The sequence below is a fragment of the Grimontia indica genome, from assembly GCF_000333895.2.
GTDB classification, from domain to species: domain Bacteria; phylum Pseudomonadota; class Gammaproteobacteria; order Enterobacterales; family Vibrionaceae; genus Enterovibrio; species Enterovibrio indicus.
In genome coordinates this window covers 41,404-55,763 of record NZ_ANFM02000002.1, presented here as the reverse complement: position 1 = coordinate 55,763, position 14,360 = coordinate 41,404, and the positions used below count along the sequence as shown (strand labels likewise).

14 protein-coding genes are annotated in these 14,360 nt (G+C 50.7%); 10 read left to right on the top strand and 4 right to left on the bottom strand.

Features of this window, described 5'->3' with window-relative positions:
• Positions 1–51: 51 nt before the first annotated feature.
• On the bottom strand, positions 52–303 hold the full coding sequence (locus tag D515_RS00890) for a DUF3624 domain-containing protein (RefSeq protein WP_002535241.1): 252 nt from the start codon (positions 301–303) through the stop codon (positions 52–54).
• Between D515_RS00890 and D515_RS25855 the strand changes: the two genes are divergently transcribed.
• Complete coding sequence (locus D515_RS25855; protein ID WP_002535239.1) at positions 302–457, top strand: hypothetical protein; 156 nt, start codon at positions 302–304, stop codon at positions 455–457. The genes D515_RS00890 and D515_RS25855 overlap by 2 nt on opposite strands.
• On the opposite strand, the gene D515_RS00885 is transcribed toward D515_RS25855, so the two are convergent.
• Entirely contained in the window at positions 454–1,905 is a 1,452-nt protein-coding gene (locus D515_RS00885) for a dihydrolipoyl dehydrogenase (protein ID WP_002535238.1), read from the bottom strand. The two genes, D515_RS25855 and D515_RS00885, sit on opposite strands and share 4 nt — an antisense overlap.
• A gap of 72 nt (positions 1,906–1,977) precedes the next feature.
• Positions 1,978–2,709, bottom strand: coding sequence for a glutathione peroxidase (locus D515_RS00880; protein WP_002535237.1), 732 nt, complete (start codon positions 2,707–2,709; stop codon positions 1,978–1,980).
• A 147-nt stretch (positions 2,710–2,856) separates the two neighbouring features.
• On the opposite strand from D515_RS00880, the gene oxyR reads away from it, so the two are divergent.
• Positions 2,857–3,762, top strand: coding sequence for a DNA-binding transcriptional regulator OxyR (gene oxyR / locus D515_RS00875; protein ID WP_002535235.1), 906 nt, complete (start codon positions 2,857–2,859; stop codon positions 3,760–3,762).
• 57 nt (positions 3,763–3,819) lie between these two features.
• On the opposite strand, the gene D515_RS00870 is transcribed toward oxyR, so the two are convergent.
• Positions 3,820–6,330: a penicillin-binding protein 1A gene (locus tag D515_RS00870; RefSeq protein WP_039849429.1), complete on the bottom strand. Its 2,511-nt coding sequence runs from the start codon at positions 6,328–6,330 to the stop codon at positions 3,820–3,822.
• A 146-nt stretch (positions 6,331–6,476) separates the two neighbouring features.
• On the opposite strand from D515_RS00870, the gene pilM reads away from it, so the two are divergent.
• The 8 genes from pilM to D515_RS00830 all read left to right on the top strand — a co-directional run bounded on the left by pilM (position 6,477) and on the right by D515_RS00830 (position 14,317).
• A complete protein-coding gene (pilM, locus tag D515_RS00865) occupies positions 6,477–7,415 on the top strand; it encodes a type IV pilus biogenesis protein PilM (protein WP_002535233.1) in 939 nt (312 codons plus the stop codon).
• Positions 7,405–7,992 carry a PilN domain-containing protein gene (locus D515_RS00860; protein WP_002535231.1) on the top strand — a complete coding sequence of 196 codons (588 nt, stop codon included), beginning with the start codon at positions 7,405–7,407 and terminating at the stop codon, positions 7,990–7,992. The genes pilM and D515_RS00860 overlap by 11 nt, the downstream gene beginning before the upstream one ends.
• Positions 7,982–8,575, top strand: coding sequence for a type IV pilus inner membrane component PilO (locus D515_RS00855; protein ID WP_002535230.1), 594 nt, complete (start codon positions 7,982–7,984; stop codon positions 8,573–8,575). Before D515_RS00860 ends, D515_RS00855 begins: the two co-directional genes overlap by 11 nt.
• Positions 8,572–9,087, top strand: coding sequence for a pilus assembly protein PilP (locus D515_RS00850; RefSeq protein ID WP_002535229.1), 516 nt, complete (start codon positions 8,572–8,574; stop codon positions 9,085–9,087). Before D515_RS00855 ends, D515_RS00850 begins: the two co-directional genes overlap by 4 nt.
• A gap of 12 nt (positions 9,088–9,099) precedes the next feature.
• A complete protein-coding gene (locus D515_RS00845) occupies positions 9,100–10,884 on the top strand; it encodes a type IV pilus secretin PilQ (protein WP_002535227.1) in 1,785 nt (594 codons plus the stop codon).
• A gap of 282 nt (positions 10,885–11,166) precedes the next feature.
• On the top strand, positions 11,167–11,685 hold the full coding sequence (gene aroK, locus D515_RS00840; RefSeq protein ID WP_039849459.1) for a shikimate kinase AroK: 519 nt from the start codon (positions 11,167–11,169) through the stop codon (positions 11,683–11,685).
• A gap of 16 nt (positions 11,686–11,701) precedes the next feature.
• Positions 11,702–12,778 carry a 3-dehydroquinate synthase gene (aroB, locus tag D515_RS00835; protein ID WP_002535225.1) on the top strand — a complete coding sequence of 359 codons (1,077 nt, stop codon included), beginning with the start codon at positions 11,702–11,704 and terminating at the stop codon, positions 12,776–12,778.
• A 30-nt stretch (positions 12,779–12,808) separates the two neighbouring features.
• A complete protein-coding gene (locus D515_RS00830; protein WP_039849458.1) occupies positions 12,809–14,317 on the top strand; it encodes an AAA family ATPase in 1,509 nt (502 codons plus the stop codon).
• Positions 14,318–14,360: the final 43 nt, after the last annotated feature.

The following is a 14,360-nucleotide window of genomic DNA, read 5'->3' as shown; positions in this document are numbered from 1 at the left end:
ATCGAATAAATAAAAACCGGCTTAGGCCGGTTTTTTTGTGTTTTCTAGGTGCTACTTTTTGGGTTCGGGCGCATTCATCCGAAACGGCATCAGAATGAGGTGAAGGGTGAGTAAAATAGCGCTGGCACCTGCACCAAAGAGCAAGGTGATGGACTCTATCGATTTCGGTGTGTCACTGAACCCGATAAACCATATTGGCCACAGCACCAGATTCATCACGGCAAGTTGAATCATGCAACGTTTGCAGCGGCCGAGTTTGGCGCGAATAGTGAGAGAGGCGTCTTTGCAAAAGCGGCAACTCATGGATAGCAAGCCCAAAAATATCAACTTGTTGCAGCCTACAAAGAAAAAAGCCCTCCGTAAAGGAGGGCAAACCACAAACTCTTGGGGAGAGTTAGGTGAACGTGCAAGTTATGCAAGCAAGGGGATTAACACTGTTATTGGTATTGGGTTTTAACAGCCTGGACCGCAATCCAGGCAGTGCTTGATCATTTCAGGACCTAAGTGCAGCTTGGCGTTCAGGTCACGCAGTGCGGTACGCACGCCTTCTTCAATCACCGGGTGATAGAAAGGCATATCCAGCATCTGAGAAATGGTCATTTGGTTTTGGTGTGCCCAAGCCAGCAGATGTGCCAGATGCTCTGCATTCGGGCCCATCATCTCTGCGCCAAGGAAGCGACCGGTACCCTGCTCACCGTAAACGTGCAGCACACCTTTGTTTCGTAACATGACACGTGAGCGGCCTTGACCTTCAAACGACACAACACCGGTTTCGAAACAGCCACAGGTGCCAAGACGTGCGGTGATTTCTTTGTAGGTTTCACCCACCATGGCAATTTGTGGATCAGAGAACACAGCAGCGATTTTGCTTCGGCGCAGACCCGCACGAATATCTGGGAATCGACCTGCGTTGTCGCCGGCGATTCGACCCTGATCCGCTGCTTCGTGAAGCAATGGGATCTGGTTGCTCGCATCTCCTGAGATGAAAATCGACGCGACACTGGTTTGCATGGTGTATGGGTCAGCCGTTGGTACACCGCGTGCATCCAATTCCATGCCTGTGTTTTCAATGTCCAGCTTGTCGACGTTAGGACGACGACCGGTTGCTGCCAGCACATAGTCCACTTCCATACGTTGTTCCTGACCTTGCTTGTCAAGGTAACGGATATGGACTTTTTCGCCTTCGCGCACCATTTCTTCGACTTTAGCGTCAGCGTCCAGATAGAACTCTTCGTTGAAGGCTTTATCTGCGTAAGCCATTACCGTTGGGTCAGTTAAAGGACCTACCTGACCGCCAACACCGAAGACTTTCACTTTCACGCCAAGGCGATGCAGTGACTGACCAAGCTCAAGACCGATAACGCCTGGACCGAATACAGCGACAGATCCTGGCAAATCATCCCAATCGAATACGTCATCATTCACAATCAGACGGTCACCCAAATCATTCCATGGCGCCGGCCAGGTTGGGCGTGAACCCGTTGCAATCACAATGCGTTTTGCTTCGATGCGGGTGTGGTCGTCGACAACCAGAGTGTTGTCGTCAACAAATTTGGCGTAACCGGCGATTTTGTCTTCTACCGGGATTTCATCAACACCTTCGAGAACAAAGCCAACGAAACGGTCACGTTCGCGTTTCACACGATCCATCACTTCACGGCCATTGATTTTAATTTCACCTTGAGGATGCACGCCAAAACCGGGCGCTTTTTCGATGTGGTGAACGGCTTCAGCAGCGGCAATCAGAAGTTTCGATGGCATACAGCCAACGCGCGCACAGGTCGTGCCGTAAGGACCGCCTTCGATGATCACAACATTGTCGGTGTGTGCTTTGGCTGCGCGGTAAGCACCCAGACCTGCGGTACCTCCACCAATGACGGCGACATCTACATTCAAGGTTTTCATTATTATTCTCCAGGTAAATCCGGTTACAAGCGTTAGGATTAAGTAGGGCAGCCTAAGCTGCCCTGTTCGGTGTTATGCGAAGTATGCTTCCAGCTCGTCGCTGCCACCGATGTGCTTACCGCCAATGAATACTTGTGGCACTGTAGCGCGGCCGCTTACTGCACGCAGGCTCACAGTGGTAGCATCCTGACCCAGCACAATCTCTTCAAACTGTAGCTTGTTATCGATCAGCGTTTGTTTCGCTTTCGCACAGAAAGGACAACCTGGTTTGCTGAATACCGTAATTGATTCTTGCAGTTTATGGTTTGGTGCAATGTAGCCAAGCATAGTGTCTGCATCAGAAACCTTGAAGGGGTCGCCTGGCTCGTTTGGTTCGATGAACATCTTCTCTACCACGCCGTCTTTTACCAGCATGCTGTAGCGCCATGAACGCTCACCAAAGCCCAAATCGTCTTTCGCTACTGCCATACCCATGCCGCGAGTAAACTCTGCATTGCCGTCTGGGATGAAAGTGATGTTTTCTGCTTCCTGGTCTGCTTTCCAAGCGTTCATCACGAACGTATCGTTGACAGACACACAAAGAATGTCATCGACACCGTGCTCTTGGAACACTGAGTACAGCTCGTTGTAGCGAGGCAGGTGCGTTGAAGAACACGTCGGAGTGAAAGCACCTGGCAGGCTGAATAAAACAACCGTTTTACCGGCAAACAGCTCGTCAGTGGTCACGTTTACCCACTCATCACCCTTGCGAGTTGGGAAGGTAACGCTTGGTACTTTCTGACCTTCTTTGTTAATAAATTCCATGGTAATACCCCTTAAATAAATTTTGTTTTTCAGTTCTTTAATCCGGTGTTCCCGGTTGATGTGTGTATATTAGGGCGAAAGGGGTAGATAGTTCTAATTGATTGGGTTTATCATTTTAATAAGTAAAATCTATCAAAGAGGTTTGGTGTGAATATTCGCGATCTCGAATATCTGGTGGCTCTGTCCGAGCACCAGCACTTCAGAAAGGCAGCGGAAGCCTGTTTCGTCAGCCAGCCAACATTGAGCGGCCAGATCCGCAAGTTGGAAGATGAACTGGGTGTGGTGCTGCTGGAGCGCACCAGCCGAAAAGTGCTGTTCACTGACGCTGGCATGCAGCTTGTCCGTCAAGCACAAAAAATCCTGATGGAAGTGAAAGTGCTGGAAGAGATGGCAAGTCAGCAAGGCGAAGAAATGGCGGGGCCGCTGCACATTGGGTTTATTCCGACTGTCGGCCCGTATCTGCTTCCCCATATTGTGCCAGCGCTGAAAGAGGCATTCCCAGAGCTTGAACTTTTCCTTCACGAAGCACAGACCCATCAACTTGTGCAGCAGTTGGAAGAGGGGAAACTGGACTGCATTATTCTGGCATCCGTTAAAGAAACTGAGCACTTTAAGGAAATCCCACTGTATCTTGAGCCGATGTTGCTGGCGTTACCGGAAGGTCACAAGTGGTCAAAGGCTGAAACCGTGCCGATGGATGACCTTCGTGGCGAAACATTGTTGATGTTGGCAGATGGGCACTGTCTTCGCGATCAGGCGATGGGCTTTTGTTTTGCAGCAGGCGCGAAGGAAGACTCGCGTTTCCGAGCGACCAGTCTGGAGACCCTTCGCAACATGGTGGCGGCAGAGACGGGTATCACTCTGCTGCCGAAGCTGTCTGTCCCTGAGAGTATGCAGCGTGATGGTGTGGTGTATGTGAAAGCCGTGGATCCTGAGCCTCAGCGCTTGATCACCTTGGACTACCGTCCCGGTTCGCCACTGCGGGCGCGCTATGAAAAACTGGCGAAAGTCATTGCTGATGCCATGGGTAAAGTCTGTAATCCGATAGGCTAACTTCGCGAGACCAAAAGAAAAGGCGCCCAATGGGCGCCTTTGTGGTTTCTTTAGCACTTAGAAAAGCTCTTCACCTTCCGACTCGTAAATATTTCCGCTGCTGGCGGCAGAGGAAACATAGTCAGTTGGCTCGGTGCCCTTTTCGAAGTATTCGAACATTGAGCTTGCATCATTTTTGCGTGTCAGCAAACCGGTATCACGGTCAATGCGCACTTTCACGATGTCGGCGGGAACTTCTTTGCGTTGCTCTGGTACATCAACCAGCGCATCAACCATAAAGTCTATCCAGGCGGGTTGCGCGGTTTTTGCCCCCGCTTCCGCACCGGAGATCTGGGAGTTATCCAGGTTCGCGTTGCGGGAGGTTCGGCCGAGCTCACGTGAGTGGTCATCGAAACCAACCCATACTGTTGCGACCATGCCTGGCGCAAAGCCACTGTACCATGCATCTTTGGAGTCGTTGGTGGTGCCCGTCTTACCACCGATATCACGGCGGTTAAGCGGTTTTTGTGCGCGCCAGCCGGTACCGTTCCAGCCAGTGCCCTGACGCCAGTCGCCGCCACCCCAGATGTTCGCTTCCATCATTTCGCGGGTCAGGAACGCATTCTGTTCACTGATGACTTGTGGTGCGAACTCTGGCTCGTTTTCCATTGCTGCGGTTTCATCCAGCAGGTTTTCCTCTTCCATCAGGTTATCGGAGCTGAGTTTAGACGCATTGCTGTCGCAGTTATCGCGGCAGATAGTTTGTGGATGTGCGGTGAAAAGCAGCTGTCCAAACGGGTCTTCAACCTTTCTGATAAAATATGGCTTGAGGTAGTAACCGCCGTTAGCAAACACGCTGAAGCCTTGTGCTACTTGCATTGGTGTCAGGCTGCCAGCACCCAAAGCCAGGGTTTCAGAGCGTGGCAGTTCTTCATGCTTGAAGCCAAAACGGGTTAGGAAGTCGATGGTCTCATCCAAGCCAACTTTTCGCAGCACACGAACCGCCATCACGTTTTTAGAGGTTGCCAGACCAATGCGTGCACGGGTTGGACCAATGTAGGTTGGTGGTGAGTTTTTCGGACGCCACGCTGTACCTTGGCTTGAGTCCCATTTGTTGATGGGAGCGTCATTGATCAAGGTTGCGAGTGTCATTCCCTGGTCCAATGCTGCCGAGTAGATAAATGGCTTGATAGCAGAGCCTACCTGACGGACGGACTGGGTGGCACGGTTAAATTTACTGTGAACGAAGTTAAAACCACCGACCAATGCTTTGATTGCCCCGTTTTCCGGTGACATGGCCACCATGGCGGTGTTGGCGTCCGGCACTTGACTCAGGTTCCATGCGTCATTGATCTTGCGTACCCAGATTTGCTCACCCACAGCCAGAATATCTGCGGCCTGTTTCGGGGCAGTGCCTTGACGGGTGTCGGTTTTATAGCGACGCGCCCACTTCATGCCATCCCAAGGCAGGGAAACTGTCTTGCCGTCTTGCAGCTCCACCTCAGCCGTTTTCCCTTCTACTTTGATGACAACTGCCGGGTTGAGCACACCGTAGGTAGGTTGTTTTTTCAGGTGGTTAGCAATCTTTTCTGAATCCCAAGGTTCAGCGCCGTCTTTCCAAAGTGTTGCGACCGCCCCCCGGTAACCGTGGCGTTCGTCGTAGGACAACAGGTTGTTGATGGCGGCTTTTTCAGCGGCATTCTGCAGACGTGAATCGAGCGTGGTATACACCTTCATGCCGGATTCATAAACGTCTTCACCGTATTTCTCTACCGCCCAGGCGCGTGCCATTTCTGCCATGTAAGGTGCGTTCAGTTCGATTTCTGCGCCATGGTAGCGGGAAACAATCGGCTCGTTTCTCGCTTGTTCGTACTCAGAACGGGTGACATAGCCTTCATCCAGCATACGTTTCAGCACCACGTTACGGCGGTTAGTCGCACGCTCTACCGAGTAAATCGGGTTCATGGTTGACGGCGCTTTAGGCATACCGGCAAGGGTAGCGAGTTCGCTCAGCGTCAGGTCTTTCAAGTCTTTACCAAAGTAAACACGTGCTGCGGCACCAAAGCCATACGAACGATAACCAAGGAAAATCTTGTTGACGTAAAGCTCCATGATTTCCTGTTTCGTCAACAATTGCTCGATGTGGATCGCGATAAATATCTCTTTGATTTTACGCATGATCTTCTTTTCGTTAGAAAGGAAGAAATTACGAGCTAACTGTTGGGTGATGGTACTCGCACCCTGTTTGGCGCTGCCCGACATGGCGACCACGATCGCAGCACGAGTGATACCGATTGGGTCGATACCCGGGTGATCGTAGAAACGGCTGTCTTCTGTGGCGATCAGCGCGTCAATCAAATCTTGTGGGATGTCGTCATAAGTTACTGGAATACGACGTTTTTCACCAAACTGGGAAATCAGTTTGCCGTCTGCGCTGTACACCTGCATCGGAGTTTGCAGTTCAACATCCTTGAGTGTGGCAACATCTGGCAATTCCGGTTTTACGTAAACGTAAAAACCAAAAATTGTACCCACTCCAAGTAATATGCAAATTATTGCAAGGATAAGCAGTCGCTTAATGAACTTCACTTGATATTTCCCGTAAGTTTTCAGTCGAGTCGTTCAAACCATTAGTGCTCGTAGTATAAAGAGAACTGAACAAAAAATAACGAACCTGCGGAGAGAACTTTCAAAAAAGTTACTTGATGCTGACTTTTAAGAAGGTGGCATTTCAAATGTTTGCTGGAAAAACCGCTATGGGGATCGATGTTGGCACACATTCTATTCGTGCTGCGATGATCCAAAAACGTGGCAAAGCATTAAGGCTTCAGGCTCTCGTTGTAGCACCGCGAAAATCCTCCTCTCTCAATGACACCCTTAAGTTGGTTAAGAAGCAACTTCGCAAAGCCTGCGGTGTACCTTGGAACTGGCCACAAGCTCAGATCATGGGCGTCCCTCAAAGCAGTGTGGCGATGAAGCGATTCCCGATAGCACTCGATATTCCGGAGCATGAGCAATACGTTCAGGTCGGCCTCCAGCTTAGTGAGAGTCTGGGGATGCCGATGGATGAACTGCTCTATGATTACCGCCCTCTGCCGGAAAGTGATGGGGTGGAGGTCTATGCCTGCCGCAAGCCCATGCTCAAAGAAACCCTTTCCGGTCTTGAATCTGCTGGCTTTTCGCTTTCAGTGATTGAGCTCCAAACCCATGCTCTGATGCGTCTTTATAAACAACATATGACCGCCCGGCCGGATGTCGGCGCTTCGCTGATGGTGGATGTCGGCACAGAACGTCTTCAGATTTGTTTGGGTGACACCAAAGACGGCCATTTCTACCGAGAATTGCCAGTGCCCTTTGAGCAAGGCGATCAAAGTGCCGAGGATCTCCGTGAGCAATACACCCAACAGCTTGCTGAGACCATTCAACGTCAATATCAACTGGCCTCTACCCAGTTGCAGGGAGCCCGTGTATCAACGGTTTGGCTCTCAGGCGATGGGGCGAAAAAGATCGACATCTTTAAACTGGAAAGTGCGCTAGGTTGGCGGGTCAGGGCATTGAATCCACTTCAAGGGCTGAGCTATTCGCCAAAGCTTGTCGACAATCTGAATGAATCAGCGGCGGCTTGGTCCACATCGATTGGACTGGCACTGAGGGGAGTGGAAGATGAACGTTAGTATCAACCTCCTCCCTTGGCGTGAAATGCAGCGTCAGGCGACCCGTCGACGCTTTTTCAATAAATCCGTATTGGTCTTGGTATTGGTTTCCTTTTGCGTCATTGGTGGCCGTTGGGTTGTTTACAACCAACTCACTCTCCAAGAGGAGAGAAATGCGCGTTTGCAGCAGGAAATCGATGAGCTGAATGCCACTCTCCGGGATTTTGCTAAACGAGAAGTGGAGCGTGATGAGCTTCATCGCCGCCTGACCCTCGTAAATTCGCTACAAAAGCAGCGCAACAATGCCACGTTGCTTTTCAATCTGCTGCCACAAATTACACCGGATGGGGTGGTACTCGATAAAGTGTCGATGACCGCAGGTACGGTGACCATTGAAGGGCGAAGCCGCGATAACGCCAAACTCGCCAGTCTGTTAGCCCTGCTTGAAGCTGACTCTGGTGCCAAGAACGTACAGATCCATTCCATTATTAACAACGCAGCGAAATCGTCCCTGATCGCCAAAAACTTTAAGGCGACCTTTGATCTGGCAGATTACATGTCGCTCGAGTTGCCAAAGGAGGAAAACAATGGCCGCTGATTGGCGTGATTGGGAAATCGATGAAATCCCAGAATGGCCAGCCACAGCACAAAATGTGCTGCTAGGTCTCTTAGCCATTTTAGTGTTGGCTGCCGCTGTTTTTTTTGTCGTCCTCCCTGCAAAGCAAGACGTGGAGTTGGCTAAACAAGATGAAAACCTGCTGCGTACTCAGTTTCGCATCAAAGCTGAGCAAGTGGCTGCGTTGCCAAATGTCGATGAGCAGGTTGAAGAATTGCAGCGCTTTTACGGTCACCTCACCAAACAATTGCCTGCCGAAGATGAGTTGGCGCTGCTGCTTGCCGGTATTAACGATACGGGCCTTCAATACAACCTCAATTTCCAAAAGCTGAACTGGAAACCGGGTCAACGCGTTGGCTGGTTGTATCAGGTGCCACTGGATATTGAGCTTACGGGTGAGTATGCCGACATGGGAGAGTTCTCTGCCGCGCTGGCGCGCTTGCCTCGTATTGTAGCTTTGCAGGATTTCACACTGTCCCGTGAAAACGAGAAAGTCGATACCCTAAGATTTGCGGTGAATGCCCATACCTATCGCTATGAAAAGCAACAGGAGGTCTCGCAATGAGATACCTGATTGCGACGCTGAGTCTGCTTTTGCTGTCAGGCTGCATGCAGGAGCCGAAAACGCAGGATCTTGAACGTTTTATCGTTCAAACCTATGCCGCTGCCAAGGTGACGGCAACGCCACTTCCCCCTGAGCCGACTTACTTTCCAACACCATTTAACCCTGGCATTGATACTGATCCTTTCGTGCTACCGATTGCCATGGAGGAAGAGCAATTGGTGAAAGGAGACTGCTGGCAGCCAGAAGACCTGCCGGGGAAAGACCCGCTTGAAAGCTATGAGCTGTCGTCGCTTGAATTTAAAGGCGTGATTGGTCTGCCGGGCAGCTACTGGGCGTTGGTCTCTGCACCGGACGAAAGTATTCACCGAGTCGGCTTGGGACGCATGCTTGGCAACAACCGTGGGCGTGTCGACAGTATCAGTCAGCACACACTCTCCATCACAGAACACCTGCCTGACGGACTTGGCTGCTGGCAGGTACGAAACGTTAGATTGGCACTCAACAATAACTAAAAAGGGTAACTCATGATAAGCCTGAGGAAAGGATGCCGGGGTCTGGGAGCAGTTTCCCGCAGCTTGATAGTGATCGCCAGTTTGCTGGCGGCACCATGGTCGTTCGCGGCCAATCAGCTGCAGCACATCGATGTTAAAGCAGGGGAAAGAGGTAAAACCTTGCTGACACTGACGCTTGAAGATAAGTCAGTGGTCACCAACTTCAATAAGCGCGATGGGGAACTGTCGATAAGCCTGAAAGGCACGTCAGTGGAAGATAATCTGATTGGAGTCAGAAGCCTTCAGGATATTGGTAAAGCAACCGCGAATCTGGAAGTGAAACCCGTCGACGATGATGTTGAACTCAATGTTTCCACCGAAGGGCATTTCGGCTACGACTACTATCAGACGGGCAGTGTATTGACGGTTGAGATTTTCCCGTTTGCCTCACTGCCTTCGAAAGAAAAGTCCGCCGCTGCAAAGAACCAGAAAAACAAGAACATCTCCATTAACTTCCAGGATATTTCAGTGCGCTCAGTACTTCAAATGGTGGCAGAGCACAATGGATTTAACCTGGTGGTGTCAGACACGGTACAGGGGAACCTGACACTGCGCCTTGACGATGTGCCTTGGCAAAAGGCCTTGCAGACCATCTTGAATGTGAAAGGTTTGGATAAACGCCAGATGGGCAACATTCTGCTCGTTGCACCTAAAGCTGAGCTGGATGAGCAGGAACGTTTGGTGCTTGAAAAACGCCGTCAGGAACGTGAGTTGGCATCGCTACGCTCTGAGGTGATTCAAATCAAATACGCCAATGCTGTCGACCTAAAAGACATGTTGGGCGGCGGTAGCGGCGGAGAAGGTGAGGATGAAGGGATCAGCCTGTTGTCTGAGCGTGGCAGTCTTGCTGTCGATCCTCGAACTAACTCACTCGTGATCAAAGATTTGGCCGACAATATTGACGTGGTCAAATCCCTGATCGAATCGTTGGATGTGCCTGTCGACCAGGTGGAAATCGAAGCGCGTATTGTGACAGTGGACGAAGGCACGCTGGATGAAATTGGTGTGCGTTGGGGGGTTGTAAACAGAAACGGTTCATTCACACAAGGTGGTTCTATTGAGGGCAACCTCGGCTGGGAGAATGGCCTTGGCTTCGATACGGATAGCGGTGACTTCCTCGACATTAGCAATTTAGATGGTGTTGAATCGTCGACGGGTAACATCGATGACTTTTTGAATGTTAACTTGGCAGCGACCAGCCCTAACGCAGCGAGCATTGCCTTCCAAGTAGCAAGTTTGGGTAAAGATTTGTTATTGGACCTTGAACTGTCAGCCCTTCAGGCTGAATCCAAAGCTGAAATCATCTCCAGTCCGCGCCTTTTGACCACCAACAAACGCCCTGCTTACATTGAACAGGGTACCGAACTGCCATACTTGGAAGCTTCTTCTAGCGGTGCAGCAGCAGTGTCGTTTAAAAAAGCGGTATTGAGTTTATCGGTGACACCACAAATCACGCCGGACAACAAACTGGTGCTCGATCTTCAGGTCACTCAGGATAAACCGGCAGGCACGGTCAAAGCCGGTACGGGTGAAGCAATGGCAATTAACACCCAGCGAATTGGTACTCAGGTATTGGTGAATGACGGAGAAACGGTTGTGCTGGGGGGAATTTACCAGCATGAGATGATGGAAGGCGTGGATAAGGTGCCATTGTTGGGGGACATTCCAGGTCTCGGTCAACTCTTTCGTCGTAACTACGAAACCATGGGTAAACGTGAGCTATTGATCTTCGTTACGCCTAGGATTATGACGCAATAAATTGAAGTAATTCATTTAATTAGCTTGTTTGTTGATCGTTATATGTAGTGAGGGTAGGAATCCACATTCGTGTGAATTTCTGCCCTTTTCTTGTCCTTTTGGTCGTCAATCGGGAATTTAAAGGCGAAGCGAAACGTATTTTAAGTTGCCAAACGCCCAGTCGACCTGAGATAATTTTTGGTCTGATCACGAATATACTGTGAGGAATTTGGCGCCTCGGGCTTTCTGATAGCGAGCCTGCGGGCGGTGTTGTTTTCATTAACCGCGCGTAAACTGCTTAAAATGGCTGAAAAACGAAATATCTTTCTTGTAGGTCCAATGGGGGCTGGCAAAAGCACAATTGGTCGACACCTGGCACAACAACTACACATGGAATTTTTCGACTCTGACACTGTGATCGAAGAGCGCACAGGTGCAGACATTGCATGGGTTTTCGATGTTGAAGGTGAAGAGGGATTCCGCGTTCGCGAAGAGAACGTCATCAACGACCTGACAGAAAAACAAGGTATCGTTCTGGCAACCGGTGGTGGTTCAATTAAGAGCCGTGAAAGCCGTAACCGTTTGTCTGCTCGTGGTATCGTGGTTTATCTGGAAACCACCATTGAGAAACAACTGGCGCGTACTCAACGCGATAAAAAGCGTCCTCTGCTGCAAACTGAGCAACCACGTGAAGTGCTGGAAGCGCTGGCGGGTGAGCGTAACCCTCTGTATGAAGAGATTGCAGACTATGTTGTACGCACTGATGATCAAAGCGCCAAGGTCGTGGCTAATCAGATCATCGAACTGCTGGAAAATCACTAATCGTTAAAGGAACTCCATGGAAAGGATTGACGTAAGCTTAGGCGACAGAAGTTACCCTATTTCTATCGGTGCAGGATTGCTTTCCGATCCCGCGTATTTTTCTGATGCCCAAGGTCGTCGCGTGGTGGTGGTCTCGAATGACACCGTCGCACCGCTTTATGCGGACCTTCTTATGGAAACCCTGAACAAGGCTGGCGGTGAGCCAGCTTTGTTGACCCTGCCGGATGGCGAGCAATACAAAACCCTCGACACCTTTAACACCATTAATACCTTCCTGCTTGAAGGCAATTACGGCCGTGATGTGCTGATTGTTGCTTTGGGCGGCGGTGTCATTGGTGACGTTGTTGGCTTTGCGGCAGCGTGTTACCAGCGTGGTGTGGACTTTATTCAGGTTCCAACCACATTACTGTCTCAGGTGGACTCCTCTGTCGGTGGTAAAACCGCAGTGAATCACCCTCTGGGCAAAAACATGATTGGTGCCTTTTACCAACCTAAAGCCGTTGTCATCGATATCGATGTCATGCAAACCCTGCCTCAGCGCGAGTTTGCCGCGGGTATGGCAGAAGTCATCAAATACGGCATCATTGCCGATCCAGAATTCTTCGTTTGGCTAGAAGATAACTACCAGCCACTCAACGCCTTAGATGCTGAAGCCTTGGTATATGCAATCAAACGTTGCTGCCAAATCAAGGCAGATGTGGTGGCGGAAGATGAAAAAGAATCCGGTGTTCGCGCATTACTGAACCTCGGACATACCTTCGGGCATGCGATAGAAGCGGAAATGGGTTATGGCAACTGGCTACACGGCGAAGCCGTTTCTGCCGGTACTGTCATGGCTGCTGTTACCGCGGTGCATCAACAATTGCTGACACAAGAAGATGTTAGCCGTATCACTTCCTTGCTCGAAAAAGCCAATCTCCCCGTGAAAGCACCCGCAACCATGGGCTATGATGCCTTTATTAAACACATGAAACGCGATAAAAAAGTGCTTTCCGGGCAACTACGTTTCGTGCTGCCAACCTCCATTGGTACAGCCGAAGTGGTTGCGAACGTGACTCCTGAAACGCTTGCTGAGGTCATTAAGACACACTAAGCGGGTTTGTATATGACAGGCTCCCATGAAATGATTGCGTTGGATCTGGATAGCCAGATCCAACTTTTATCTAGAATCCAATTTCTTACCCGATTCAGCTCCAACCTTGTTCAGATCACTGGTGAGCCAGGGGCGGGCAAAACGTGGCTCAGCGAACGATACCTCGAAAACTGGGCAAACGAACCCATCCAATCTCTTCTAATCTGTAATCCGAGCCAGCAGGATGCTCAGCATCGTGCCATTATTCTCAGACAAATCGTGCGTGATGGTGTCTTTAACGAGCAAGACTCGATGCTGCAAAGCCTCGATTACATGCTCGAAGGCCGAAGTGTGCATGCTTTGGTCGTGATAGATGACGCGCAGCGCTTGAGTGCCAATCTCATCGCAGAGCTGTGGGCGCTGGTGACCGAAGCGCAGCAGCGTGACAACTGGCAGATTAACATTCTGTTATTTAGCCTGCGTGGCAAGCTCAACAAGTGGCTTCACAAAGTGTCTTATGGCCAGGGTGTGAAACCTTTGGAGTTGGAAATCAGCCCGCTGGCAGACAATGAGCGAGAAATGTTCATTGAAGTCATGATGGTCAGTCGCCAGCTTGATGCTGCCCAACGGCGTGCACTCAAACAAAAAGCCGCATCATTGCCTTCTTTACCCGGAGCCCTTCGCGGGCTGGAACAGCAGGAGACCACTGCAATGGAAGAAAAGAAACGTCGCTCGCCCCTCCCTTTGATTTTGCTGGTGGTGCTGTTGTTAGTATTGGGTGGTGGCTTGGTGTGGTGGGCACTGAACCCCCAGATGACATCGGAAGAGACGACTGAGTCTGTTGTGCCGGATGGCGTGAAAGAGCTTTCCGCTATTCTGGATGAAAAAGAAAAGGAAATGGCGGCGCAGCAAGGTGAAGGTCAGGGTGGTGAACAAGCACTGAACAGCAATGCGCAAGTGACAGACGACACTGCGGCCTTGCCGGAGACGCCCTCGGTAGAAGGCATGACGGTTGGACGCCGCGATGAAAACCGCCGTATTGTGGTGCCTGATCGTGTGGTAGACGCCATCATTGATGAGCAGGCTGTCGGGGGTGACGGCACGAGCGCGGTTGAACAGCCGCTTATTCCTGAGTTGGTGCCACCTTCCGAAACCACTGTGCGTGTTGAACCCACACAGCCAGAAGTGACAGCCGAGACTGTGACTGAAGAAGTGGCAGTGGTGGCACCTTTGTCGCCGCCGGCAACCAATGCCGATGTGCCTCTGGCGAACCAGTTGCTATTGACGGTTCCAGAATCGCGCTACGCGCTTCAACTCGCGGCATTGCAATCCAAGCAGGCGGTAAACGAGTTTTTGCAAGAATATGCGATTGCTGACCGCGCACTGGTGTACGAAACCCGCCGAAACGGTGAACCATGGTTTATGGTGCTGTTGGGTGACTACCCTTCGGTTACAGAGGCGCGACGTGCAGAATTGCAGCTTCCGGCGAATATTCAGGCGCTGACCCCTTGGGCTAAATCTTTCGTTCAGATCCATAAAGAAATCGGACTGGTTAACTAATCCGCCTTGGTAATGACAAGGCACGAATTTACGCTGATTGATG

Coding starts and splice junctions, on each gene's coding strand:
- D515_RS25855 (WP_002535239.1), top strand. CDS start 302: ATGGATAGCAAGCCCAAAAATATCAACTTGTTGCAGCCTACAAAGAAA.
- D515_RS00890 (WP_002535241.1), bottom strand. CDS start 303: ATGAGTTGCCGCTTTTGCAAAGACGCCTCTCTCACTATTCGCGCCAAA.
- D515_RS00885 (WP_002535238.1), bottom strand. CDS start 1,905: ATGAAAACCTTGAATGTAGATGTCGCCGTCATTGGTGGAGGTACCGCA.
- D515_RS00880 (WP_002535237.1), bottom strand. CDS start 2,709: ATGGAATTTATTAACAAAGAAGGTCAGAAAGTACCAAGCGTTACCTTC.
- pilM (WP_002535233.1), top strand. CDS start 6,477: ATGTTTGCTGGAAAAACCGCTATGGGGATCGATGTTGGCACACATTCT.
- D515_RS00860 (WP_002535231.1), top strand. CDS start 7,405: ATGAACGTTAGTATCAACCTCCTCCCTTGGCGTGAAATGCAGCGTCAG.
- D515_RS00855 (WP_002535230.1), top strand. CDS start 7,982: ATGGCCGCTGATTGGCGTGATTGGGAAATCGATGAAATCCCAGAATGG.
- D515_RS00850 (WP_002535229.1), top strand. CDS start 8,572: ATGAGATACCTGATTGCGACGCTGAGTCTGCTTTTGCTGTCAGGCTGC.
- D515_RS00845 (WP_002535227.1), top strand. CDS start 9,100: ATGATAAGCCTGAGGAAAGGATGCCGGGGTCTGGGAGCAGTTTCCCGC.
- aroK (WP_039849459.1), top strand. CDS start 11,167: ATGGCTGAAAAACGAAATATCTTTCTTGTAGGTCCAATGGGGGCTGGC.
- aroB (WP_002535225.1), top strand. CDS start 11,702: ATGGAAAGGATTGACGTAAGCTTAGGCGACAGAAGTTACCCTATTTCT.
- D515_RS00830 (WP_039849458.1), top strand. CDS start 12,809: ATGATTGCGTTGGATCTGGATAGCCAGATCCAACTTTTATCTAGAATC.